Here is a 23,569-nt window from a genome sequence, read left to right as displayed (position 1 = left end):
CACAGGACCTCTCCGACCGGTTCGCTGATGCTTCGCAAACACCAGCAAACCGGACGGAGGGGTCTCCTTCGATAAGGAAGCGATCAGGAACACCACAGGTCAGACGGCCATCCACCTGGAATTCCGGGGTTCTGATCCACTCTATGTGGAGCGATGACGGAGCGTCATTCACCTGTGGAAGGATCATCGTTCGTGTGACTGCAGCGTGCTCTGGACGGCCTTCTCCCATCTCTCGACGGTGACCGTGGAGGGGGTCGTGGTCGACGCCACCGCGGTGACCCTCTCGGCGCGGACCGCCACCGCGCGGGCCACTTGCCCGGGGTGCGGTGTGGCTTCGGGGCGCGTCCATGGCGGGTACCGGCGGCAGCTGGCGGATGTATCGGTGTCCGGCCACAAGACCGTGATCGACCTGTTGGTGCGGCGTTTCATATGCTCGGCCGTGGAGTGCCATCGCAGGACTTTCGTCGAACAGGTGGAAGGGCTCACCGAGCGGTTCGCGCGCCGCACGTCCACCCTGCGACGGGCACTGGAGCGGATCGCGCTGGCGCTGGCCGGCCGCCCTGCGGCCCGGCTGGCCGCGCACCTGTCCATCGAGACGAGCGCGAACTCCCTGCTCAGACTACTGCGGAGGCTTCCCGACGGGCCGGTCGGCACCGCGCCGCGGGTCCTGGGGGTGGACGACTTCGCGTTCAAGAAGGGCCACGTCTACGGAACGATCCTGCTGGACATGGAGACGGGCGAGCGCGTCGACGTGCTGCCCGACCGGAGGGCGGAGACGTTCACCGCGTGGCTGCGCGAGCACCCCGGCGTCGAGATCGTGTGCAGGGACCGGGCCAGCGCCTACGCGGAGGCTGTCCGCTCGGCAGTACCGGGAGCGGTGCAGGTCGCGGACAGGTTTCATTTGTGGAAGAACCTCTGCGAGGCCGCCGAGAAGTGCGTCGCCGCACACCGCGCCTGCCTGGCGGAAGCCACCGAAGAATCACCACCGGACGAACCGACGGCCGGTCCCGACAGCGATGTTCTCCCCGAACCCTCGCCGACGGCGGCAGAAGGAGCCCGTGCAACCAGGCGACGCGAACGCCACACTGCCGTACACGAGTTGTTCGACAAAGGGGTCGGGATCTACGCGATCGCCAAGACCCTGGGACTGGACCCGAAGACGGTCGGAAAGTACGCGCACGCGGCCACAGTCGAAGACGTGCCCACCAGCGACGGCCACCGTGACACCCAGATCCGGCCCTACCTCCCCCACCTGCATCAACGCTGGAACGAAGGCTGCACCGACGCCGCCCGGCTATCCGCGGAGATCCGCGAGCTCGGCTTCCGGGGCAGCGCCCGGACGGTGCGTCGCCACCTGCAACCCGTGCGCGCCGCGGGGAAGCCAGCACCAAAAGTCGCCGCGGCACTGACCGTTCGGCAGGCGACCAGGCTGATCACCCGCCGACCGACGTCGCTCGGCGAGGACGAGAAGGCCAAGCTCAAGGGCCTACTGGCGCGATGCCCCGAACTCGACGCCGTCGCTGAGTGCGTACGCACCTTCGCAGAGATGATGAACGGCAAGCGTGGAGCCGAGCTCAACGACTGGCTGGTCCATGCGGAGGCGACACAACAGTCCCCACTTCGCAGCCTGGCGCGCGGCCTCCGCCAGGACTTCGCCGCCGTGACGGCCGGACTGACCCTGGAGTGGAACTCCGGCAAGGTCGAGGGCAACGTCAACCGCATCAAGCGGATCAAAAGGGACGGGTACGGCCGCGCCGACTTCGACCTACTCCGGCTCCAAATCCTCCGCGCCGACTGACCACAGTGACCCTCCGCAACCGCTCCACATAGAGTGGATCAGAACCAATTCCGGTGGCCATCAGCCTGGACCCGGCTGGCCACACACCTGGACTTTGCCACGGCCGCCGACATCATTTCAGGCCGTCGCGTGAATCAACGCTGCCTCCCCCCTCGCGGTCCGCCGGCCTTCACGGCGGGACCAGAACCATAGGGCGAGCAGGGGTCACACATCCACCCTCTTCACACCGCTTGACCAGGCCATACGGACTTTGGTGTGCATCTCGACCGTGATCAACTTACACCAAAGTACGTCATGCAGGGAGACTAAAGTCCGCCCGCTTGTGCCACTCGAAGATCAGCACGGACTAGAGTGTGCCTATCACCGCACCCCGATGGAGCAACCATGGGAGCCATCCAGCTCAGACTCAACCACCTCTTCGACACCTGCCCACATCCCTCGGGGCGGCAGCTGACGAACCAGGAGGTGGCCGATAGAACCCTGGAGCACGCCGCTCAGTCAGGCGACTCCTCGGCAGGGGTAAGCGCCAGCCTGATCCAGAAGCTCCGCAGTGGCGCAAAGGACAACCCGACGGCATCCACGCTCAAGGCTCTCGCCAAGGCATTCGGGGTCCGCGCCTCCTACTTCCTCGACGACGAACCCCCACCGGCCCGCGAGCAGCCCACGCCAGCCACCCAGGAAGACCTGGAGCAGTTCATCAAGGACGCAGATGTCCGAAATCTCGCGCTGCGTGCAGACGGCCTATCCAAGGAGACGATCAGCACAATCGCCTCCTGGGTCGAGCGCGCACGCTCTCTAGAAGGACTCGAGAACGGCTAGAGCACAAGGAACCGAGCGCCATCCGACAGGGCGCTAGAGGTATCTAATTTTCCGTCAGATAACGTTTAGATAACGCACTTAGTCACTGTACGTAACTACACAAGTCGGGGATCCGCATAATTTCGCGACTCTACGCCGCAACACCCTAACTCTCCGCAATTTTGCAGACCAATCCAGTTATCCCGGTCACAGTTGACCCGCTCGCGGCTGACCTAAGCTTTGACCTCCGGAACTAAGGTCATGGAAGGCATTTAAGAACGGGAAACAGACATGCGGAACTGGCGCAAGAAGAGCCAGGGCGGCGGAATCAGCAGTGGTTCTGCTGCGATAGTGGCCAGCCTCGACATAGCGCTCCCATTCACCGTTGAGCAGCTGTGCGAGAGTATTGCCGGAATGCGCGGCAGGCCGATCCACATCCATGCCATGGAGCACAACGGATCGTCCAACAGGACACCGTGTGGTGCCTGGATCGCCCTGGACGCTTCCGACCACATCTTCGTTGAGAATGCGACCAGCCCGCTGCATCGCTCTCATATCGTCCTGCACGAGCTGTGTCACATGCTCCTGGGGCACTCGTGCATACCGACAGATGCACACGAGCCACTTCCCTTGAGTGACGGGCGTCGCCGGGCGCTAGCGGAGGTGCTCAGCGTCGAGGAGTGGGCCGGGTTCCCACTGAACCGGATCGTCAGTCTCCTCGGGCGAACCAGCTACACACATGCGGACGAGAAAGACGCCGAAGGGCTTGCCGGCCTGATTGCGCGCCGAATCCGTGACGTCGAGGAAGCTGCAAGGCGTCCCGCAGACCCGCTTTCCAGTCATCTCATGAACGCCCTCACCGAGTAGATCGCATGCCCGTAATCAACATAACCATCTGCATCGCGCTATGGGCGATCACAGCCTGGCGGGCCCCTGGCGCTCTGCGACAAAGAGAGAAGCGCCCGCTGTGGGCGGCCTTCTTCGTACTGGCCATAGAAATGTGCTTCGCCACCGACGCTGCGACAAGATGGCTCGACCGAGTCACTGGGGTCAACAGCGCCGCAGCACTTCTCAAGCACGTCTCGGCCGTCACCGCAGCCGCCTGCCTCCTGGCGTTTCTTGCCGACACGCTCGCAAGTTCGGCGCCGGCCCCACCCGGCACGGCGCCGCTGCGCTCCCGGGTGCTGATCCCGGCGACCACCGTCCTTGTGATGATCGCCCTGTTCGTGGTTGCTGACCGTCCCCGCGAAGCTCCCGATCTCCTCCTGGCGTACCCGAATGACCCTTGGGTCCTGGCCTACGTGCTGACCTGGACGACCTACTTCGGCTGGGCGATGACGACGGCGTCGAGGCTCGCGTGGCAGTGGTCGCGGCGCCCAGGACCTGCCGCACTCCGGCACGGGCTGACGCTGATCAGCGTCGGAACAACCATCGGCATTGTCTACACGATTCATCGCGCCGCGATGATCTTCTTCGGGAGATTCGCGTTCCACCCGGTCTCGCCCGAAACGGACGAGGTACTCAACGCCCTGCTGGCGCTGGTCCCGCTCCTGCTGATCTCGGTCGGTAGCACCATGCCGACCTACCCGAAGGCCCGCTCCATCGCACGGCACCACTGGTTCCTCGTCAGGCTCTACCCCATGTGGGACCACCTGAGCGAGGCGGCACCACACATCCGGTACGGCCACAAGCGGCACCGGCTCTGGGAGTTCCTCAGCATCCGCGGCGCTCGCGACCGGCTGTACCGGAGGACGATCGAGATCCGCGATGCGATCCTCATCCTCAACGGCGGCGCGCCGGTGTCAGTCCGCCTGCGCGCGGCCGACTTCGTCGAGGACGCCGGGATCACCGGACCGGCCGCGACCACCGCCGCCGAAGCCTGCTGGATCCGCGCCGCTCGCGAGGCTCATCGCGCAGGACTCCCAACTGCTGGAAGCCCCGAAGCGCCGGCTCAGTCCGGCGCCGACCTCGACACCGAGGCGAGTCTTCTGCTCGCGCTGTCCCACGCCTACTTCTCCGACCTCGCCACCACGTTCGCTCAGGCCCAGCTCGAGCGACTGACCAATTCCGTCTCCGGAGTCACCTCATGACGTTCTCACCGCCGGCCCCACCCGCCTTCACCGACTGCACTCCGACGCAGAAGGCAGCCAAGATCACCACGGACGTCCTCGCGCCCGCGAACCTCGTGATCGCCTTGCTACTGCTCGTGGGCTGGCACAGTACTCAGTCGTGGGCCGGCCTGGGATGGGGTCTGCTGGCCGCTCTCTTCTGCGGCGTGATCCCGGTCAGCATCGTCCTGCTCGGTGTCAAGCGTGGCGAGCTGACCGACAAGCACATACGGGTCCGGCGCCAGCGCGTCGTCCCCATGGCCCTGAGCCTCATCTCGGTCGCTGTGGGCATCTCCCTGCTGTACGTCCTGGATGCTCCCGCCGACGTCTCCGCCCTTGTGGTCGCCATGCTCGTCGGCCTCGTGTCGTCCCTGCTCGTCACGGTCGGATGGCAGATCTCGATCCACAACTCCGTAGCGGGAGGCACCGTCATGATTCTCCTGCTCGCCTTCGGGCCCTGGATGCTTCCCACCGTCCTGCTCGCTGCCGCGATCGGCTGGTCACGGATCATCCTCAAGGCACACACGGTCGCGCAGATCCTCGCCGGCACCGCCCTGGGCGGCACCGCGGCCCTCACCTTCGTTCTCCTGCGCTGAGCGTAGGCCTGCGCTCGCCATGGTTGCCGAATATGTCCCACGAGGAGCTGGGAACTACGACCTTCACCGGAGACATAAGCGAGTTAGCTGAGCTGGACGATCAGTTGACCGAAGGTCACTCCCCGGTTCGTCATCACGCCAGCCGGCGTCCCCCGCCTCTCACGACACACCTGCCGCGGATGGTACGGCTGTCGGTAGTTGTGTCGAGGCTGGCCAGTGTCACAGGCACGCCCCGCCGCTATCGGTATAGCGACCACTGGCGTTGTGCCACGTCTGAGTAGCGCGAAGGATGTTGCACAGCGATTCGGAGATGAAGCGGTGCATGTCGGCCAACTCCCGGGTGGTCAGGGGCAAACCAGCGGCAACGGCGGCCACCTCGCGCTCCTGGCGCAGGAAGGTCTCCAAGCGCCTGTGGAGCAGCCCCAACACGTGGTCGACCGCGGCGTGGCGCTCCATTCCCTGGTGCTCCAGGATGCGAACCAGGTTGGAGTTGTCGCCGACGCCGGTCTCCTTGTTTGCGGAGAATATGTCGTTCTCATGGGCCACCAGGAGGCAGACGTGCCTGCGCATGTCTGCGATCTGTGGCAGGGCGGCCGCGGCGGCGGGCAGGACGAAGTGGGCGAAGCGTTCGGTCATGTCGATGGGCGGATACATGCCGACTGACCACATCCGTGTGGTGTTGTACTCGGCCTCGGTCGTCGGCACCATGCCGGGCTGCTGCCACCGGGTTTCGACGATGTGGGAGTTCAGGTAGCCGTCCCAGCTGGTCGCGTGCCGTGTACGCCAGTCTGCGGGCATGCCGTCGTTGAGGCGGTGCCATATGTCATGGAACTCCCGGGCGAGCACGGCCTGGGCGCTTCCGTCTCCGGGAGGCGGCCCGCTCCCGGCCACGATCGAGCGAAACGGCGCAACGATCTCGGCTGCCTTCTCGGGGGATCCCTGACTGTGGCTGAAGACCATGTCATCGAAGGGGAAGAACCAGCCCAGGACGCACACCGCGAGTGCCAGGTCCTCGCCTTCGGTCTGCGGGTACAGGCGACAGGCGAGTTCCGCGTACCGTCCGGCCTCGTAACGGTTGAGTTGGTCGGGACTGAGAATGCCCAGCGAGTGGATCCAGCGCAGTTCCTCGCGGCGTCCCCAGTCGAAGTCCGGGTTTATTCGGGTGGGGAACGGAAGGTGAAACGGAGCGTGGCCCTGGCCGGCGCGCCCGGGCGCGGGCCCCGGCCCCGGCCCCGGCTCGTGGGAGTGCGCCTCAGCGGCGGAGGTACCCGGGCCGGTCGGACTTGGGGAAGGAATCACGGACTCTCCAGAGGAAGACTGCCGAGCCGCCCACTTGGTGCGGGCATGAACGTCTGTGGCCGTGCTGCCCACCGCGCTTGCGCCGGGCACCCCTCAGCGCCCCGGGAGCACAGGCGGGACGTCGCCCAACTCACTTCCCCGACTGGGAAAGCAGCAAACTGACGCATAGTCAGCGCCCGTCAACAGAAGGAGTCATTCCGGATTGAATCGCCGTCTCGGCTGGTCAGCACCATGAGAGGTCCGTTCCAGCACGGCGCAATGGCGTCGTATCCGCTGCAGTCCGGTGGAGGGCCTCAACGGCCACCCCAAGGGCCATGACATCAACATCGCCAACCCCACGAGCCCCTCGCCCACGGCCGCAGCGACCAGGGCTACGACCGGATCACCTCAATGCCGCCCACCGACAACGCGCTCCCTCCACCTCTCGGCTGACCAGCACTCCCCCGTGTCCCGAAATACCCGACCCCCAGCCGCTGTTGGTCCGCACCCCAACGGCAGGCCCCGGCATGCCCTCTCCAAAGCACCTTCCGAACCACCGCAACAGACCGCCGAACATCACCCCCGGGACCAGCCGAGTTCGGACACTCCCTGGCACAAGCCCCAAAACGGCAAGATCCCCCCGATCAGAACGATCGGGCGGGATCTCGTGACCGTTCACGAACCAGACTCATGACCTCTCGAACAGCGAATGCAATGACATCAGCGAGACGATCCACGACTTCCCTCGCCATCCATCGAGTTGATGCTCAACTGAGCTGACTCCCCGCCAGTTTCTGCTCCGCAAGCCTCCCCAATCCCGTCCAGTCAGGCGACGAAGGCTCACGATCACGACCTCCAGTCGGTGTGTCAGACGTGGTCGATATAGCCGGGGGCCTGATGTTCGATGTAGGCCGTGGTGCCGGACAGAGCTGCCAGCTCCACCGCCTTGAGCCGGTCGTAGGAGCGAGGGGTGAGAACTGCGCCCCAGGCCGGTACGGCCCGTGCGTCCCATTCGGTGTGCTCGGCGGGGTCGAGGCGGATCCCGGCCAGCTGGTCGGTGGTGCACGCCCCGCCGTCGAAGATCAGCCCGAACTTCGCCGCCGGCCAGTACGGCTCGGGCGGAAGGAAATGAACAGCGAGGAGCCGACCGCAGCTCAGCGCGAGGCCGGTCTCCTCCAGGGTCTCCCGCTCTGCCGCGGCTCGGGGCGACTCACCCAGGTCAAGGTTCCCGCCGGGGAACTGCCAGACCTGGCCCCTGTCGGTCTTGTACACCGAGGAGTTCAGCAGGACGGGCCGCCCCTGGGAGTCGGTGACGTACAAGGAGGCGTAGGCGGTCGCACGTGGGAGGGTCGCGATGTACTGATCGGGTGGGAGCCAGTCCCCCTTGTCCGGATGGGGTTGGGTCGGAAACGCCATCAGGGCATCCATTCGGTTGGCGAGTTCAGCACGTCGACGGCCCACTGGTAGTGGCCTGTTGTGCGGATGTGGGCCTGCGGCTCGGGGTAGAGGTCGCAGGACAGCAGGGCGATCAGGTGCACGTAGTCGGTGAGGTGCTGCTGCCGTGGGCGGGGCAGTGTGCTGGCGGCGCGCCGCAGTAGTCGGGATCGGACCTCTGCCCGGTCGCTGTCGTACATGCGGTAGTAGATGCACGCGCCGGCCAGGTCATAGAGCGGGTCGCCGATCATGGTGAACGTGCCGAAGTCGATGACCGCGCTCACCTTGCCCTCGGCAACGAGGAGGTTGTCCGGGTACAGGTCTCCGTGAATCACGCCCTCGGGGCCGGCATACGGCATGTCCAGGCGCTCCAGGAGGCGCCAAGTGAGGTCCTCGATGCCGGGGACGTCCTGCTGCAGCTCCGGGAGGACGGCTGGCAGCTTGCGATGCAGAAGCTCGGCGAGGAACGCGTTCCAGTCGCCGGAACCGGCCTCGGGCTGCTGGGGGTGGGTGAGCAGCATGCGGCGGCCGAGGGGGACGGTGAGCCGCAGGCCGGCCAGGTCGGTGACGGCCTGGAGGTAGGTCGCTTCGGTCTCGGGCGTAGTCAGGTTGAGGATGTCGCCCATGGGGCTGCCGGGGAGCCTGGTCTCGGTGACGGCCAGCAGTGGGCCGACCTGCTCGATGTGCTGGATGAGCGGCAGCGCGCAGGGCACGCTCGTGCGGTCGAGGCGCCCGTAGAAGTCGGCGAGCGTCTCCAGGGCTTCGCGCTGGTCGGGGTCTGCGTAGATCTTGAGGACGCGGTCACCGCTCAGGGCGTAGACGCGGGCCTCGGTGCCGGCGGCGAGGAGGTCGGCGGTGGTGAGGCCGTAGGCGGCCAGGAGCTTGCTCTCGGCGTGCTCGGTGATGCTGCTGGAGTCTCGGCGGGTGATCACAGGTGGTGCCTCTGGGTGGGTGTGGTGGCGATGACGACGGTGCGGTTCTGCGGCTGGACGGGCCCGCCGGCGAAGTCGCCTGCGAAAGTGACGGTGCTGAAGCCGGCGGCGGTGAGCATGACGTGCAGCTCGGGGCGGGAGTACATGCGGGTTCGGCAAGCGCGAGACCAGCCGGGCCGCGTGTAGCGGACGTGTGCGGTGCGTGCCTCCCAGTCGTACCAGGCGTCTTCGGTGACGCCCTCGTGCGTAACGCTTTTGGTACTGATGGGTTCCGCTGCGCGCCGGTTCTCGTACTCGGCGCGTTCGCGGGTGGTGAGTTCCATGACCAGATGCCCGCCGGGCTTGAGCACTGCGGCCCAGGCGGCGAGGGCTTGTTGGTCCTCGTCGGGGGTGTCCAGGTAGCCGAAGCTGGTCCACAGGTTGAGGACCACGTCGAAGGGGCCGGGCGGCGGGGTTCGCATGTCGGATTGAACGAAGGTGGCCTTCGGGTGCCGTCGACGGGCCTGGCTGATCTGCTCGGCGGAGGCGTCGATACCGGTGACCTGAAAGCCGCGTTCGGCCAGGGGCCCGGCGTGCCGGCCGAAGCCGCACGGCACGTCGAGGATCGAGGCGCCGGGCCGCATGAACGGGCGAAAACACAACGCGTCGAGGTCGGCGGTGGTGGTGTCGTACTTCCCGAGGGCGCGGAAGGTTGTCTCGAAGCCCTGGTCGAAGAAGTCCTGAGCCCACTGCCCCGGTGCGGGAGGAAGGGCAGAGTCGGGTTCTGCGGGTTCAGGGGCATGGGTCATGGGGGTTCTCCAGTGCGCTGAGGAGGCTGGCATGCAGGGTGCTGCTGGCAGCGGCGACCACGTAGCGGGCCGAGATGTCAGGCCGGTCCAGGCAGATGGGTTGTCCCACCTCGTTGGTGACGGTCCGTCCGCTGGCACTGATCAGGTGGCAGGGCGCGGCAATGTCCCAGGCCCGGTGACCGCACATCTCGACCACGGCGCCGGCCGCGGTCCCGCGGGCGACATCGACCAGGGCCCTCGTCGATTCGAAGGCATCGACGAGGTAGGGCGTCCCGTCCGGCAGGCAGTCGCGCACGGCCGGCAGGTCGCAGTAGCAGGCGTGCACCGGCTGGGGGCAGTGCTGGGCGGGAATGGTCGGGTGGAGCTGCAGCGTGTCGTGGGCAGCGAGAGCACGGATGTTCCATGCGGGGAACACCGCGATGGAGAACAGCGGGCTGCCGTGCTGCCAGGCGCTGACGAGGATCGCGAAGTCCGGTGACCCGCCCAGGTACTGGCGGGTACCGTCGAGCGGGTCGATGAACCACAGCGTGGCATCACCGTCGTAGCCGTGGTGGGTGGCCGGGTCCTCCTCGGTGATGATCCGCCCGTCCGGGTCTGCGGCCCGGATCGCGGAGAGCAGGATCTGCTCGCTGGCCGTGTCGGCATCGCAGACCAAGGTGCCATCCGGCTTGGCACGCGCGCGGTTGGCGGCTGCGGCAGGCCATGCGGTCCAGGTCCGCATCAGACGGGCGGCGGCCTGCTCGACAGCGGGGGCGAGCTGCTGCTGCCACCGGTCGGTGGGGTGGGTCGGGTTCACCGCAGTGTCCGGGTGGTGAGCGCGGCGGTGATCTCCTCGGTCCAGGACTCCCAGGAGAACCGGGGGTCGAAGCGCGGTGCGGTGCGCGGCCGCCGGTACTGGCTGCGCATCGCGTCGATAAGCGCGGACGACTCGTCCGGCCCGGTGGGGACGAGGAGTTGGCCGTCGGCGGCGGGGCCGGAGTGCATTCCGGGAACGTCGCTGAGGATGACGGGCCGGTGGTGTGCGATCAGCGCGGACGCCGGCCCGGAGGTCTCCCCGAGCCAGGGCTCGCGTAGCTGGATACCGCAGTCCACCGCGAGCAGCAGGGCGCTGAAGTCCGCGGCAGGCAGGTAGCCGGTGTGCACGACGGTCGGGTCGGTGGGCACCAGCAGGCCATCGCGAGCCTCCCCCGCCAGGAGCAACATGGCGTCGCCTGGCCGGTCGGCCCACTCCTGCCAGGCCGCCAGGATGTTCGGGATCCGCTTGTAGGCGCCGAGGAACCCGAACGTCGCGTAGAGGTAGGCGCCGACCGGGATGCCGTAACGGGTCCGCGCGGACGGGCCGTTCGAGGCGAGCGAAGAGACGGGGAACGGCAGGTGCCGGATCTCGGCGGCTGGGTAGCGGTCGCGGAGGTACGCCGCGACGTGCGGGGAGTGGACCAGGACGACGGTGGCGGCCTCGATGGCCAGGCGCTCGATCCCGGCATCGATGCTGAACCGGTCGATTTCGGGGTGGTGCCGAAAGTACCGTTCGAGGTCGCCGCGGGTGGGAAAGGCGGTGCCAAGTGCGGCGCCGAGCGTCGCCAGGACGGCTGCTTGTTCCCTGCTGGGTACAGCGTCCCAACTCTCGTAGTAGTAGTTCAGGTTGTTGTACTCGTGCAGCAGGACCGGGCCGGGTCGCTCGGCCAGAGCCCGGAACGCGCCGTGGTGCAGCTCGTTGTTGCCCAGGTGGTAGAGCACGTGGTCGAACCGGTCGGTGCCGGCCTCAGGACCGGTGAGCCGCTGGGGACGGAACCGGTGGGCGAGGTGGGGCAGCGACGTGGTGATGTAGGCGGCGACGCCGCTCTTGTCGTCCGGCCCCGGGCCCCAGATGCCGAGAGTCGGTCGCGAGTACTCAGACACGGAAGGCTCCCACGGATCGGGGGATGCTGACGGCTTCGGCATACACCGCGGTCGTCGCCGTCGCGCACCGGTCCATGCCGAACACGGTCCTCGCGCGATCCTGAGCCGCCTGGCCGAGTTGGCGGCGGCCGGCGGCGGACCCGACGAGGGTGTCCAGTGCGGCGGCGTAGGCGCGGGCGTCGGCGGAGTCGATGAGGTGACCGGTGGCCGGGGTGACGACTTCGCGTAGGCCGGCGGTGTCATTGACGACGGCCGGGGCACCGCACTGCATCCCCTCGATACAGGCCAGGCCGAGACCTTCGGTGACGCTGGGCTGAGTGACGATGTCGACTGCTTCCATCAGCAGGTCCCTGACCATGTCGGGCTGATCCTGAAGGACCGTCACCCGATCTCCCATCCCGGCGGCTCGGTAGGTGATCCAAGTCAGGTACTCGGCGTCGGAGCCGTTGCGGGAGCCGAGCAGGACGACGCGGGCACGCTCGCGCTGCTGCATGAGCTGGAACGCGTCCAGCAGGCGGTGCTGGGCCTTGCGGGGCGTGTAGCGGCCGGTCAGCGCGATCAGCACACCGTCGGCCGGCACGCCGGCCGCTCGCTTCAGCAACTGCCTTGCAGTGGAACGGCTGTTGACCCGCTCACGCTGAGGAAGGCCCAGGTGCACGGTGCGGATCAGATCGTGCGGGAAGCCGAAGGCCCTGGCCTGACGTGCGAACGCCTCACTGCCGGCCAGGACCAGAACGGCGGGGCAGCGGGTTAGGACGAACCGAGAGCGAGCCGTTCCGCGCGGCTCCGTCTCGGGTCGGGTCTCGTGGAACGAGGCCACGATCGGTGCCCGCAGGTCGAGGCCGGCCATCGAGGCCAGCAGCAGCGCGGCCTGGGTGTGGGTGTGGATCACGTCGAACCGCTCGTCGGCCAGCGGATCGAAGTCCTTCAGTAGCCCGAACAGAGCTCGCTCCCAGGGCACTTCGTGCGGGTCGGGTGCAGCCAGCAGGGCCCCGGCCCGAATCACCCGGACCCCGTTCTCGACAGACTCGCCAGGGTGCCCGCTCTGGTCCCGGTTGGTGATGACGGTGACCCGATGGCCGGCCTGGACGAGGTGTTCGGCGAGCGTGGTGACGTGGGTCTCCAGACCGCCGGTTCTGGGCCGGTACGTGGTGCTGACCAGGCCGATGCGCATGCTTTCCCCTCGTGGTGGGTGTCAGAGGCCGACAAGCAAGTGGTGGAGGAGTTCCGACAGACGGGTGATCACCGGGACGGGCAGCTGCCGGTACACCCGGTGCCGGTCGTACAGCACAGTGCGGGTGACCCCGGCCCGGTAGGCGCCGAAGATGTCGTTGACCAGTCCGTCACCCACGAACAGCGCCTCGCCAGGCGAGCAGCCGACCTGCCGCAACGCCTCCGCGAAGATCGCCGGCTGGGGCTTCTCGACCCCGACGAGCGTGGAGTCCACCACGACGTCGAAGAGCTCCGACAGACCAAAGCGCTCGAGCTCCTCGTGCAGCGTGCCGTCCGAATTCGACACGGCGGCCACCTGGATCCCCCAGGCCCGCATCTGCTCCAGGACAGCGACAGCGTCGGGATCGAGGTCGCGATACAGGTCCGGTCGGGCGGCGCACGCCACCCATGCCGCCCGGCCGGTCTCGGGTGAGAGGCCGAGCAGCGGACCCCAGGTGACACCGACCTTCTGCGAGCGGTCGAGCCAGCGCGGGAAGTCGAAGTGGTGGGCTTCGGCAGCAACCGCGAGTGCGGCCTCGGCGGCGGCCGGGTCGATGCCTGCAGCGCCGGCCTTGGCCAGCTCCTCGGACATGACCTGGCCACTGGGGTGGATCAGCGTCATCCCGATGTCGAGCAGAACAGCCTTCGGCAGCTCGTTGCCGGTCATGGCGTCATCTCCAGAAACGCGTCGTCCAACGGCAGGCGGGTGCCCGCACACATCGCCAGATAGGCGTCGCGGACCGCGGTGCCGATCGGGAATCCGGCCGCGCGTGGCCGGTGGCCGTCCACCTCGCCGACGACGCGCACCTCGTCCAGCGTCCCGGCCACGAACACTTCGTCCGCCGTGTAGAGGTCGCTGCGGGTCACGGGCTGTTCGGCGACCGGGATGCCCATGGTCTGGGCGAGGTCGATCACGGTGCGGCGAGTGATGCTGTCCAGCAGCCCGTCGGCCAAGGGCGGCGTCACGATCCGCCCGCGCCGCGCGGTGAACACCGCAGCGCCGCCGGTCTCCGCGACGCTGCCGGCCGCGTTGAGGAGGATCGCCTCGTCCGCCCCGACAGCCAGTGCCTCCAGCCGGGCGAGGCGGAACGCCGTGTACGCGGCACCGACCTTCGCCGCGGTCGGCATCGCCACGTCGGGGATGCGCTGCCAGCGGCTGACCACACACCGCAGCGGCTCCGCCGGGCGCGGTCCGACCGGATAGCAGGCCACCCAGGTGCCGATCGTCACTTCGTTGCGCTGCGCGGTGTAGCGGCCGGTGTCCACGTACAGCGTCGGCCGCAGGTACACGTCGTGCCGCGGGTCCAGCTCCTTGAGCAGTTCCAGGATGCCCGCCCTGATCTGTGCGGCCAGGCCCTCGCTGGGGATCTGCATCAGCCGGGCGGACGTCTCCAGGCGCTCCAGGTGCGCCGCCGGCCTGACCAAGGCGAGCCGGTCGGCTTCCTGGTGCCAGTAGCCGCGCAGGCCCTCGAAGACGCTCAGCCCGCGCATCGCGGTCTCGGAGGTGACGTGGACCGTCGCGTTCTCCCAGGGCACGACGGCACCGTTGTGCCAGATCAGCGTCGGCTTCTCATCGCTCATCAGCAACTCCATGGTGATGAAGGGACGTTGAAGTAGAGATGTGGGCCCCGGGCCCGGGAGCACCGCACAGCAAAGGTCAGACGGCCGGGGGAATCCGCACGTCGAGGTGGGCGGCAAGTTCGAGGAGGGCCGGGATGGCCTCGCGCCGGCACAGGAAGTCGCCGTCCTGCGCGCCTTCGACGGGGTAGGGCTTGAACACGCCGCCCTCCTCGAAGCCCTCGCGGTCGAGGTAGAAGACCTTCAGGCCGCGCTCGCGCGCCCGGGCCTGCACCCGGCGGCGGTCGGCATGGCTGCCGATCACCAGCAGGGACCGGGTGCCGGGCAGGAACGGGACGTCCGGGATCTGCTCGTGGTACCGGCGCACATAGTGCTCGTCCAGGCCGACCCGGGCCATCAGCCCGTCGAAGTTGTTGGTGATCACCGGACCGACCATCGCCCCGGCGTCTGCCAGGGCGCGCAGCGCCCGGTGGCCGACGGTCGGCTCGGCCTGCAGGCAGGAGCGGGTCATCTCCGTCAGCTCCGGCAGCTTCTCCTCCGGCGTGCCCAGGAGCTCCGCCAGGAAGGTGTCACGCTGAGGCGACAGGATGAACTTGTGGTCGGCCATGTCGGTCACCCGGTAGACCTCGTGCAGCCGGTGCAACGGCGGGATACCGGCCTCCACCGACATGCCGCAGCCAAGCTCCACCTGGAACGGCAGGAAGTCCTTGATCGCCGCCAAGTCCGGGATCTGTACGGGATTGCCGCGTTGCTCCTTGATCCGCATCCCGGCAGCCATGACCTGCCACGGCATGTCCCGGTCCCGGGTGGTCGGCATGGGACCGGCAGAGGTGACGGTCACGTCCAAGCTCTCGTACCCGCGGGGCAGCGTGCGACCGGCGGCGATGTCCTTCGGGTGGATCCGGTACGCCGTCACCGTGCAGCGGAAGTCTCCGCGCTGCCAGTGCCCACCGGCTCCGGTGCGCTGCCAGCCACCGTCGGCCAAGGCCTTCTGAACGATGTCATGGTGAGCGCCGAGTTCGTCGGCCGGGTAGGAGGCGCTGTGGTGGATGTACAGCTCGGGAAGGATCAACTGCGGTCCGTCTGTGCCCGTCTGGGCGGCGTAGCGGTACCGGTAGTGCAGGATCCGACGGCGCGCATCCTGCGGGCCCGACCAGCCCGACTCCTCCACGTTGCGGGGGTCCTGCGTGCGCCGCCACAGCCCCTCTTCCAGGTCGCGGGGCCGGTCCCGGCGGCTCATGTACTCCCGGTCCCAGCGGGAAGCGAGCATCGACGTGAGCGGCTGAACAACATACGGGAAGTGCATGGTGAGTCCCATCGTCGATGGTGGTTTGTGCGCAGCCTCTCCCGGAACGCCTCGAAGACGTCCGGGGACGTTCAGCCCAGGCGTCCTCCACATTGGCGTTGGACTTCGCCGGGTCTCCACCAAAGCGCCTCCAACCAGCCTGGAACAGAGCAGAATTGATGCACTGGTGTGGCATCGCTGGGGGAAACCGGGGCACGGCCTGGCATGTTCTGCCGGCGGACGATTCGCCACAGTTGGGGGTGACGGCCGATGGGCCGCAAGCGCGAGCGTTTCATCCAGCACCGGAAGAGCGCCGGCTTCACACAGGAATCGTTAGCCGAGGCCTCCGGCGTCGAACGTTCGACAATCGGCCGATGGGAGCGGGGACTCGGCGAACCACAGCCATGGCAGAGACCGAAGCTGGCTGCCCTTCTGGGCGTCAGCCTGGACGAACTGAACGAGCTGCTGACGCAGGCCAGTCGGCCGGCTCATACCCTGCCGGCCCAGCCAATGATCGCGGCCCCTCCCCCGAAGCCCGACAGTCGCTCGGCGTCGAGCGAGGGGCCCACAGTCCCGGCCCGGCAGAGCGAGCTACGGCCCGACGTCATGCGCGCGGGTACCTCCATGGCGCTCATGAACGGGGACGTCCGAGTCGGCTGCCGGACCTCAGACGGAAGGATCATCTTCGTGACCATGCCGCGCAGAGCACTGCTTCGCGGAATCACGGCAGCGGCCGGCGTGACGGTGCTCTCTGGGCGCTCCGCCCAGCTGTTACCCGGGTCGCTCCCCACTCTCTCCCCCGACGTACACCCGGTGGAGAACATGCGGACCCTGCGGCGGTCACTCGCCGAGTGCGACAACGTCCTCGGGCCCCGCAATGTCGTCACCACCGCACAGCAGCACATCCGCCTCGTTCAGCGCCTTCGCAGTGAGGCGACCGGCCGTGACCGGCGGGACCTCCTGCAAGTGCAGGCCGAGTACGCGGAGTTCTGCAGCTGGCTGTACCAGGACAGCGGCGACCACCCCGCCGCCCAGTACTGGGCGGATCGAGCGGTCGACTGGTCCAGTGGCTCCGGAGACGCCGACCTGACGACCTACGTCATGGCGCGCAAGTCCCAACTCGCCGGTGATATGAAGGAGTCGGTCGACGCCGTCGACCTTGCCGATGTCGCGCAGCGGTTGGCCCGCCCAGGCACTCGACTCAGCGCCATGGGCGCGGTCTACGGTGCACACGGCCACGCCCTGCTCGGCGACGAACTCGCCTCCCAACGCGCCTACGACCAGGCCCTTGCCCTGGTCAACAGCGGGACTGAGGCAGTTGCCGGCCGAGGACGTTGGCTGGACGCGGCCTACGTGGAGGCGCAACGAGCCCGTTCCCTGTCCCTCCTGGGCCGCCACGAGGCGGCAGTGCTCGGCTTCGAGCGGGCGATCCGTGCTCTGCCGGCGTCCTATCGCCGTGACCGCGGCGTCTACCTCGCCCGATCCGCCGTCGCCCAGCTCCACGCGGTCGGCCCAGAGTTGGCTGCCACCACCGCGGCCGAGGCTCTGTCGATCGGCGCCGTCACCGGATCGGCCCGGATCTTCAGCGAGCTGGCCGACCTCGACGCGTTACTCCAACCGTGGTGTGCTGCACCAGAAGTGATTGAATTTCAGCAGGCGCTCGACAGCATGATGTTCCATGAAGTCTGATCAGGGTGGACTTCACGCCCGAGAGAACGGATCGCACGATGGCCGACCGCCCCTTCGTCCTGCTGAGCGTCGCCACCTCCATCGACGGGTACATCGACGACAGCTCACCGCAGCGTCTGCTCCTGTCGAATGCCGAGGACTTCGACCGCGTCGACCAGGTCCGATCCGAGGCGGACGCCATCCTCATCGGCGGCAACACCTTGCGCAGCGACAACCCGAGGCTGCTCGTCTACAGCGACAAGCGCCGCGAGGAGCGAACCGCAGCGGGCAAGCCCGAATATCCGCTCAAGGTCACCATCTCCGCCAGCGGCGACCTCGACCGCGACCTCAAGTTCTGGCACTTCGGCGACAAGAAGGTCGTCTACACCACCGACACTGCCGCGCCGAAACTGCGCGACAGCCTGGACGGACTCGCCGACATCGTCAGCACCGGCCCGACGGTGGACTTCGGTACGCTCCTCGAAGACCTGGCCACCCGAGGCGTCAAGCGCCTGATGGTCGAGGGCGGCAGCTCGATCCACACCCAGTTCCTCTCCCAGGGCCTGGCCGACGAGGTGCACATCGCCGTCGCGCCCCTGCTCGTCGGGGACGCCGACGCCCCGCGCTTCGTCCGGCCCGCCCAGTTCCCTGGCGGCAGCGCCCGGCGGATGAAGCTGATCGAGGCCCAGCCGATCGGCGACGTCGTCCTGCTGCGCTACGCACCGAAGGAGAGCAGCGGCATCTGAGCCCTTCCCTGCGGCATTGCCCCGTTGGACGGATAGCCTTCGATCCCAGGTACATCGACGGCCGAGGGGAACGGATGACCGACGTGGACGGCGAGCCGCTCGCGGCGCGGTGGGTGACTCGCAAGCAGGTGTCACACGATGAGCTGCTGATCTCGGGCGGCGCTCTGTGGTGGCTCCAGTCCGATCCCGACCTGGGCGGGGCCCGCCGGCTGATGCGCGCAGGCATGGACGCTCCGGCCCGGGCGCAGACTCCGCCGGGACTGTCAGTGGGCGGCTGTCTTCACGCCTACGGCGGCGGCTCCTTCGCGGTCGCCGCCGATACGCAGTGGGTAGTCGCAGAGGACGGCAAGGTCTACCGGTGCCGGACAGGCGCCGAGCCGGAGCCGGCCGTTGCTGTGGCCGACGGCTACCACTACGGCGAACTGCACCTCGCCGAGGACAGCCTGCTCGCCGTCCGGGGCAACGACCACGGTGATCAGATCGTCGAGATCACCCCCGAGGGCGAGGTCCAGGTGCTGGTCAGGTCGACCGGCTTCCTCGCTGCCCCGCAGCTGCACCGCGGCGCCCTCGCGTACGTGGAGTGGGACGCCGACCGGATGCCGTGGGACTCCTCCCGGCTCCTGCTGACCGACGTGCTGCCTGCCCGGTCAGGCCCAGGCCGTGTACTGGCCGGCGGTGAGCAGGAAGCGGTGGTCCAGCCGCTCTGGGGCCCGGACGGGTTGCTGTACTTCATGTCCGATCGAACCGGGTGGTGGAATCTCTACCGTTGGCGGGGCGAGCTGATCGAGGCGGTGGCCCCGATGGACGCCGACTGCGCGCCCGCCCCGTGGGAGGGCGGATACAGGTCGTACGCCTTCACCGACTCCGGGCAGATCGTGCTGACCGTCTACGACGGCATCCGCACCCAACTGCTGTCGATCGACCCCGACGGTCGGCGAACCCGTCACGCCACCGACCTGACGTCGATCAAGCCGTACGTCGCGGCACTCGGCAACCGAGCGTTCGTCATCGGTTCGACCCCCACCAGCCGACCATCCGTACGCACGGTCGACCTGGCCAAGCCGGGCGAACGGCCGGCGCTGCCGCTCAGGCTCAGCGCCGGACCTGGCCCGTCCACCGGCTCGCCACCTGAAATCCGCAGCGTCCGCACCGCCGACTTCTCCATCCGTTACCTGCTGCACCAGCCCGACCGGGGCCTCCCCGCTCCGCTGATCGTCCGCGCTCACCCGGGACCGACCGACGACGTCCCACTGCGCTTGGACTGGGCAGTGCAGTTCTTCGTCAGCCGAGGCTTCGCCGTCGCGGAGGTGGCCTACCGCGGCAGCACCGGCCAGGGGCGGGCCTTTCGGCAGTCCCTTCACGGGCACTGGGGCGAGTACGACGTCGAGGACTGCACGGCCGTCGCCCACCATCTGCTGAAGAGCGGTCAGGTGCAGCCGAACGCCGTCTTCATCACCGGCGCCAGCGCCGGCGGATACACCGCGCTGCAGGCTGCCTGCCACCAAGGCCCGTTCACTGCAGCGACCGCTACCTCCGCGATCATCGACCCGGCGCGCTGGGAGAAAGCCGTCCCGCGCTTCCAGCGACCCCACGCAGCGATCCTGGCCGGCCCGGCAGGGCAAGTCCGCGCAGATGACGTGCGCGTACCGGTCCTGCTCATCCACGGTACCGCCGACGACATCGCAGCAGCCGACGACGCCAGACGACTCGCCAACGACCTCGCGGCACTCGGACGCCCCCACGAGGCCCTGTTCCTGGAGGGCGTCGGCCACTACCTGTCCGCGCCGGCCGCGCTGGAGAGCGCACTGGTGGCCGAGCTCGACTTCTACGAAAGGCTCATGCTCCGCGAGCCGTAGCCGTAGCCATAGCCGAAGCGGCCCGGTCCGCAGCCGGCAGGACCAGGCGCGCGTACTCGCGCAGCTCGGCCACCGGCGCGTAGTCGGTGTGGGTATCGAGGCCGACCAGAACGTCGGCGACGCGCTGGACGCAACGCCCGGACGAGGTCCTGGCTGCGTAGTTCACGGCATCGCGGCCCGTGGCACACGCTTGGTCGACGTCACCCGTGCGCAGCCACGTCGACGCGAGCAGGGCGGCGTCGATCGCCAGGCGGCGCACCTTGTCGCGCCCAACACCCTCGATGGCGTCCGAGAGGTGGCCACGGGCGGCTGGGGACCGGCCGAGGTCGTGCAGGCAATGCGCGACCTCGTCTGCCAGGTATGCGGGTGTGAAGTACCTGATCCACAAAGGTTCGTCCGCGGGAACGGACGCATCGAGCAGTTGCTCGGCCTGAATGATCAGCGCGGTGGCCTCCTGCTCCTGGCCCATCCGGGCGTGGGCCCGGGCTCGGACCGCGGCGATGGCGGCCCGCGTCGCGGGACTCGCGGCAGTGCTCGCTGCTGCTACCGCCGCGGACTCAGCCCAGCGGAGTGCGGCGCGCGGCTGACGGCTGTGCAGGGCCAGGTGACCGAGATTCACCGCAACGAGATAGGCACCGTAGGCCTGATTCTGGGGCGCAGTCGTCAACGCGAGCGCACGCAGGTAGTAGGCCTGAGCCCGGTTCGGTTCTCCGGTGTCGACGGCCTGGTAGCCGGCAAGCTCAAGGAAGCCGGTGGCCACCCGGGCCCTGGTGTGGACCACATCGTCGTTCGCCGCAGGGCAGACGAGCAGCCTCGCGAGTTCGGTGTCGATGTAGCTGGTCACCTGAGTGGCGAACGGCCCGGCGCCGTGGGTGTGGTCGAGCTGGCGGAACATCGCGAGCATGTCGTCGGCGACCGCGACGTCGTCGGCAGTCGCCCATAGCCGACCATCCGTCAGCAGTGTCGCCGGAGACCGGAAGCCGGCTGCCCAGTCCGCCACCTGGGCTTCGCTGTTGCTGAGTTGGATTCCGCTTGCGACGGCTTCCGTCGGCCCCTTGGGCTGCTCAACTGCTCCTCGTCCGGCCGGGAATGCGGTGTCCATCGCCGGCCCATGCTGATCGGCCTCGATTTCGGCTCCTCCGTCGGCCGTCAGAAGTTCGTGCAACCGAGCCACGGAGATGCCCAGCTCTGCCGCCAGGCGGGGCCGGAGCCATGGCCGCGGGTCTCCCTTCCCACTCTCCCAGCGGTGAACCGTTGACCGATCCACGCTCAGAGCGCCCGCGAGAGTCTCCTGTGTGTGGCCGACCAGCTCCCTCTGGGCAACCAGGGCTGGCCTCCTCTTGACGACCATTGGCTGCCTCCTGAACTTCTTGATTCCGGCGACACTGCAGCTCAGCGGCGGCTTTGTCGCATGGGCACCACATGTACGCAGCAAGTTTGCTCTGTTCCAAGCAACTTGGCAGTGATTCTGTGTGATCTGCCGAAACGATCTGCAATCGACCACAGCGAAGGTGGTCGCCGCAGATCACTGCACGGCAACTCGCCGTCCCGCTCGCACAGCCCGCCTCTTCGACCGCCCACAGGCGCACGTAGCCCCTACGCGGCACACGCACCTACCCCTTCGGATTCCGGCTAGGTCTCCGACTCCAGACCGCACGGCACGGCCGTGCCCGACGAACAGGCTGTCGGCGGCCGTGGCAAAGTCCAGGTGTGTGGCCAGCCGGGTCCAGGCTGATGGCCACCGGAATTGGTTCTGATCCACTCTATGTGGAGCGGTTGCGGAGGGTCACTGTGGTCAGTCGGCGCGGAGGATTTGGAGCCGGAGTAGGTCGAAGTCGGCGCGGCCGTACCCGTCCCTTTTGATCCGCTTGATGCGGTTGACGTTGCCCTCGACCTTGCCGGAGTTCCACTCCAGGGTCAGTCCGGCCGTCACGGCGGCGAAGTCCTGGCGGAGGCCGCGCGCCAGGCTGCGAAGTGGGGACTGTTGTGTCGCCTCCGCATGGACCAGCCAGTCGTTGAGCTCGGCTCCACGCTTGCCGTTCATCATCTCTGCGAAGGTGCGTACGCACTCAGCGACGGCGTCGAGTTCGGGGCATCGCGCCAGTAGGCCCTTGAGCTTGGCCTTCTCGTCCTCGCCGAGCGACGTCGGTCGGCGGGTGATCAGCCTGGTCGCCTGCCGAACGGTCAGTGCCGCGGCGACTTTTGGTGCTGGCTTCCCCGCGGCGCGCACGGGTTGCAGGTGGCGACGCACCGTCCGGGCGCTGCCCCGGAAGCCGAGCTCGCGGATCTCCGCGGATAGCCGGGCGGCGTCGGTGCAGCCTTCGTTCCAGCGTTGATGCAGGTGGGGGAGGTAGGGCCGGATCTGGGTGTCACGGTGGCCGTCGCTGGTGGGCACGTCTTCGACTGTGGCCGCGTGCGCGTACTTTCCGACCGTCTTCGGGTCCAGTCCCAGGGTCTTGGCGATCGCGTAGATCCCGACCCCTTTGTCGAACAACTCGTGTACGGCAGTGTGGCGTTCGCGTCGCCTGGTTGCACGGGCTCCTTCTGCCGCCGTCGGCGAGGGTTCGGGGAGAACATCGCTGTCGGGACCGGCCGTCGGTTCGTCCGGTGGTGATTCTTCGGTGGCTTCCGCCAGGCAGGCGCGGTGTGCGGCGACGCACTTCTCGGCGGCCTCGCAGAGGTTCTTCCACAAATGAAACCTGTCCGCGACCTGCACCGCTCCCGGTACTGCCGAGCGGACAGCCTCCGCGTAGGCGCTGGCCCGGTCCCTGCACACGATCTCGACGCCGGGGTGCTCGCGCAGCCACGCGGTGAACGTCTCCGCCCTCCGGTCGGGCAGCACGTCGACGCGCTCGCCCGTCTCCATGTCCAGCAGGATCGTTCCGTAGACGTGGCCCTTCTTGAACGCGAAGTCGTCCACCCCCAGGACCCGCGGCGCGGTGCCGACCGGCCCGTCGGGAAGCCTCCGCAGTAGTCTGAGCAGGGAGTTCGCGCTCGTCTCGATGGACAGGTGCGCGGCCAGCCGGGCCGCAGGGCGGCCGGCCAGCGCCAGCGCGATCCGCTCCAGTGCCCGTCGCAGGGTGGACGTGCGGCGCGCGAACCGCTCGGTGAGCCCTTCCACCTGTTCGACGAAAGTCCTGCGATGGCACTCCACGGCCGAGCATATGAAACGCCGCACCAACAGGTCGATCACGGTCTTGTGGCCGGACACCGATACATCCGCCAGCTGCCGCCGGTACCCGCCATGGACGCGCCCCGAAGCCACACCGCACCCCGGGCAAGTGGCCCGCGCGGTGGCGGTCCGCGCCGAGAGGGTCACCGCGGTGGCGTCGACCACGACCCCCTCCACGGTCACCGTCGAGAGATGGGAGAAGGCCGTCCAGAGCACGCTGCAGTCACACGAACGATGATCCTTCCACAGGTGAATGACGCTCCGTCATCGCTCCACATAGAGTGGATCAGAACCCCGGAATTCCAGGTGGATGGCCGTCTGACCTGTGGTGTTCCTGATCGCTTCCTTATCGAAGGAGACCCCTCCGTCCGGTTTGCTGGTGTTTGCGAAGCATCAGCGAACCGGTCGGAGAGGTCCTGTG

General features: G+C 68.0%; 20 protein-coding genes. 8 read left to right on the top strand and 12 right to left on the bottom strand.

What is annotated here, in order from left to right; translation table 11 throughout:
* Positions 1–205: 205 nt before the first annotated feature.
* The 5 genes from AC060L_RS36220 to AC060L_RS36200 all read left to right on the top strand — a co-directional run bounded on the left by AC060L_RS36220 (position 206) and on the right by AC060L_RS36200 (position 5,300).
* A complete protein-coding gene (locus AC060L_RS36220; RefSeq protein WP_483803249.1) occupies positions 206–1,798 on the top strand; it encodes an ISL3 family transposase in 1,593 nt (530 codons plus the stop codon).
* 384 nt (positions 1,799–2,182) lie between these two features.
* Positions 2,183–2,617 carry a helix-turn-helix domain-containing protein gene (locus AC060L_RS36215; RefSeq protein WP_483803248.1) on the top strand — a complete coding sequence of 145 codons (435 nt, stop codon included), beginning with the start codon at positions 2,183–2,185 and terminating at the stop codon, positions 2,615–2,617.
* 270 nt (positions 2,618–2,887) lie between these two features.
* On the top strand, positions 2,888–3,463 hold the full coding sequence (locus tag AC060L_RS36210; protein ID WP_483803247.1) for a hypothetical protein: 576 nt from the start codon (positions 2,888–2,890) through the stop codon (positions 3,461–3,463).
* A 5-nt stretch (positions 3,464–3,468) separates the two neighbouring features.
* Positions 3,469–4,686, top strand: a complete 1,218-nt coding sequence (locus tag AC060L_RS36205) for an MAB_1171c family putative transporter (RefSeq protein WP_483803246.1) — start codon at positions 3,469–3,471, stop codon at positions 4,684–4,686.
* Positions 4,683–5,300, top strand: coding sequence for a hypothetical protein (locus AC060L_RS36200; protein ID WP_483803245.1), 618 nt, complete (start codon positions 4,683–4,685; stop codon positions 5,298–5,300). Before AC060L_RS36205 ends, AC060L_RS36200 begins: the two co-directional genes overlap by 4 nt.
* A gap of 219 nt (positions 5,301–5,519) precedes the next feature.
* On the opposite strand, the gene AC060L_RS36195 is transcribed toward AC060L_RS36200, so the two are convergent.
* The 10 genes from AC060L_RS36195 to AC060L_RS36150 form a co-directional block, all read right to left on the bottom strand.
* Positions 5,520–6,599, bottom strand: coding sequence for a terpene synthase family protein (locus tag AC060L_RS36195; RefSeq protein ID WP_483803244.1), 1,080 nt, complete (start codon positions 6,597–6,599; stop codon positions 5,520–5,522).
* 846 nt (positions 6,600–7,445) lie between these two features.
* A complete protein-coding gene (locus tag AC060L_RS36190) occupies positions 7,446–7,994 on the bottom strand; it encodes an NUDIX domain-containing protein (RefSeq protein ID WP_483803243.1) in 549 nt (182 codons plus the stop codon).
* The gene (locus AC060L_RS36185; protein ID WP_483803242.1) at positions 7,994–8,944 is read right to left on the bottom strand and encodes a phosphotransferase family protein; all 951 of its coding nucleotides are present in this window, start codon (positions 8,942–8,944) and stop codon (positions 7,994–7,996) included. Before AC060L_RS36185 ends, AC060L_RS36190 begins: the two co-directional genes overlap by 1 nt.
* The gene (locus tag AC060L_RS36180; RefSeq protein ID WP_483803241.1) at positions 8,941–9,732 is read right to left on the bottom strand and encodes a class I SAM-dependent methyltransferase; all 792 of its coding nucleotides are present in this window, start codon (positions 9,730–9,732) and stop codon (positions 8,941–8,943) included. The genes AC060L_RS36185 and AC060L_RS36180 overlap by 4 nt, the downstream gene beginning before the upstream one ends.
* Positions 9,716–10,528 carry an inositol monophosphatase family protein gene (locus tag AC060L_RS36175; RefSeq protein WP_483803240.1) on the bottom strand — a complete coding sequence of 271 codons (813 nt, stop codon included), beginning with the start codon at positions 10,526–10,528 and terminating at the stop codon, positions 9,716–9,718. The genes AC060L_RS36180 and AC060L_RS36175 overlap by 17 nt, the downstream gene beginning before the upstream one ends.
* Positions 10,525–11,631 carry a glycosyltransferase family protein gene (locus AC060L_RS36170; protein WP_483803239.1) on the bottom strand — a complete coding sequence of 369 codons (1,107 nt, stop codon included), beginning with the start codon at positions 11,629–11,631 and terminating at the stop codon, positions 10,525–10,527. Before AC060L_RS36170 ends, AC060L_RS36175 begins: the two co-directional genes overlap by 4 nt.
* Positions 11,624–12,805 (bottom strand): glycosyltransferase family 4 protein, encoded by a 1,182-nt coding sequence (locus AC060L_RS36165; RefSeq protein WP_483803238.1) that lies wholly within the window; start codon positions 12,803–12,805, stop codon positions 11,624–11,626. The genes AC060L_RS36170 and AC060L_RS36165 overlap by 8 nt, the downstream gene beginning before the upstream one ends.
* Positions 12,806–12,826: 21 nt before the next feature.
* Positions 12,827–13,510 (bottom strand): HAD family hydrolase, encoded by a 684-nt coding sequence (locus AC060L_RS36160; protein WP_483803237.1) that lies wholly within the window; start codon positions 13,508–13,510, stop codon positions 12,827–12,829.
* Positions 13,507–14,424, bottom strand: coding sequence for an aminotransferase class IV (locus AC060L_RS36155; RefSeq protein ID WP_483803236.1), 918 nt, complete (start codon positions 14,422–14,424; stop codon positions 13,507–13,509). The genes AC060L_RS36160 and AC060L_RS36155 overlap by 4 nt, the downstream gene beginning before the upstream one ends.
* A 76-nt stretch (positions 14,425–14,500) precedes the next feature.
* Positions 14,501–15,691 carry a hypothetical protein gene (locus tag AC060L_RS36150; RefSeq protein WP_483803235.1) on the bottom strand — a complete coding sequence of 397 codons (1,191 nt, stop codon included), beginning with the start codon at positions 15,689–15,691 and terminating at the stop codon, positions 14,501–14,503.
* A 285-nt stretch (positions 15,692–15,976) separates the two neighbouring features.
* Between AC060L_RS36150 and AC060L_RS36145 the strand changes: the two genes are divergently transcribed.
* The 3 genes from AC060L_RS36145 to AC060L_RS36135 all read left to right on the top strand — a co-directional run bounded on the left by AC060L_RS36145 (position 15,977) and on the right by AC060L_RS36135 (position 19,976).
* Positions 15,977–17,395, top strand: a complete 1,419-nt coding sequence (locus AC060L_RS36145) for a helix-turn-helix transcriptional regulator (protein ID WP_483803234.1) — start codon at positions 15,977–15,979, stop codon at positions 17,393–17,395.
* Positions 17,396–17,433: 38 nt separating this feature from the next.
* Positions 17,434–18,120 (top strand): RibD family protein, encoded by a 687-nt coding sequence (locus AC060L_RS36140; RefSeq protein ID WP_483803233.1) that lies wholly within the window; start codon positions 17,434–17,436, stop codon positions 18,118–18,120.
* Between the two features lie 74 nt (positions 18,121–18,194).
* Positions 18,195–19,976 carry a S9 family peptidase gene (locus tag AC060L_RS36135; protein ID WP_483803232.1) on the top strand — a complete coding sequence of 594 codons (1,782 nt, stop codon included), beginning with the start codon at positions 18,195–18,197 and terminating at the stop codon, positions 19,974–19,976.
* Here AC060L_RS36135 and AC060L_RS36130 read toward each other — a convergent pair.
* Both AC060L_RS36130 and AC060L_RS36125 read right to left on the bottom strand, forming a co-directional pair.
* Positions 19,957–21,327 carry a helix-turn-helix transcriptional regulator gene (locus AC060L_RS36130; RefSeq protein ID WP_483803231.1) on the bottom strand — a complete coding sequence of 457 codons (1,371 nt, stop codon included), beginning with the start codon at positions 21,325–21,327 and terminating at the stop codon, positions 19,957–19,959. The genes AC060L_RS36135 and AC060L_RS36130 overlap by 20 nt on opposite strands.
* Positions 21,328–21,771: 444 nt before the next feature.
* Positions 21,772–23,313, bottom strand: coding sequence for an ISL3 family transposase (locus AC060L_RS36125; RefSeq protein ID WP_483802898.1), 1,542 nt, complete (start codon positions 23,311–23,313; stop codon positions 21,772–21,774).
* Between the last annotated feature and the right edge of the window lie 256 nt (positions 23,314–23,569).

It is taken from the genome of Kitasatospora sp. NEAU-69 (assembly GCF_057158765.1).
This window is presented reverse-complemented; position numbering and strand designations above follow the sequence as displayed.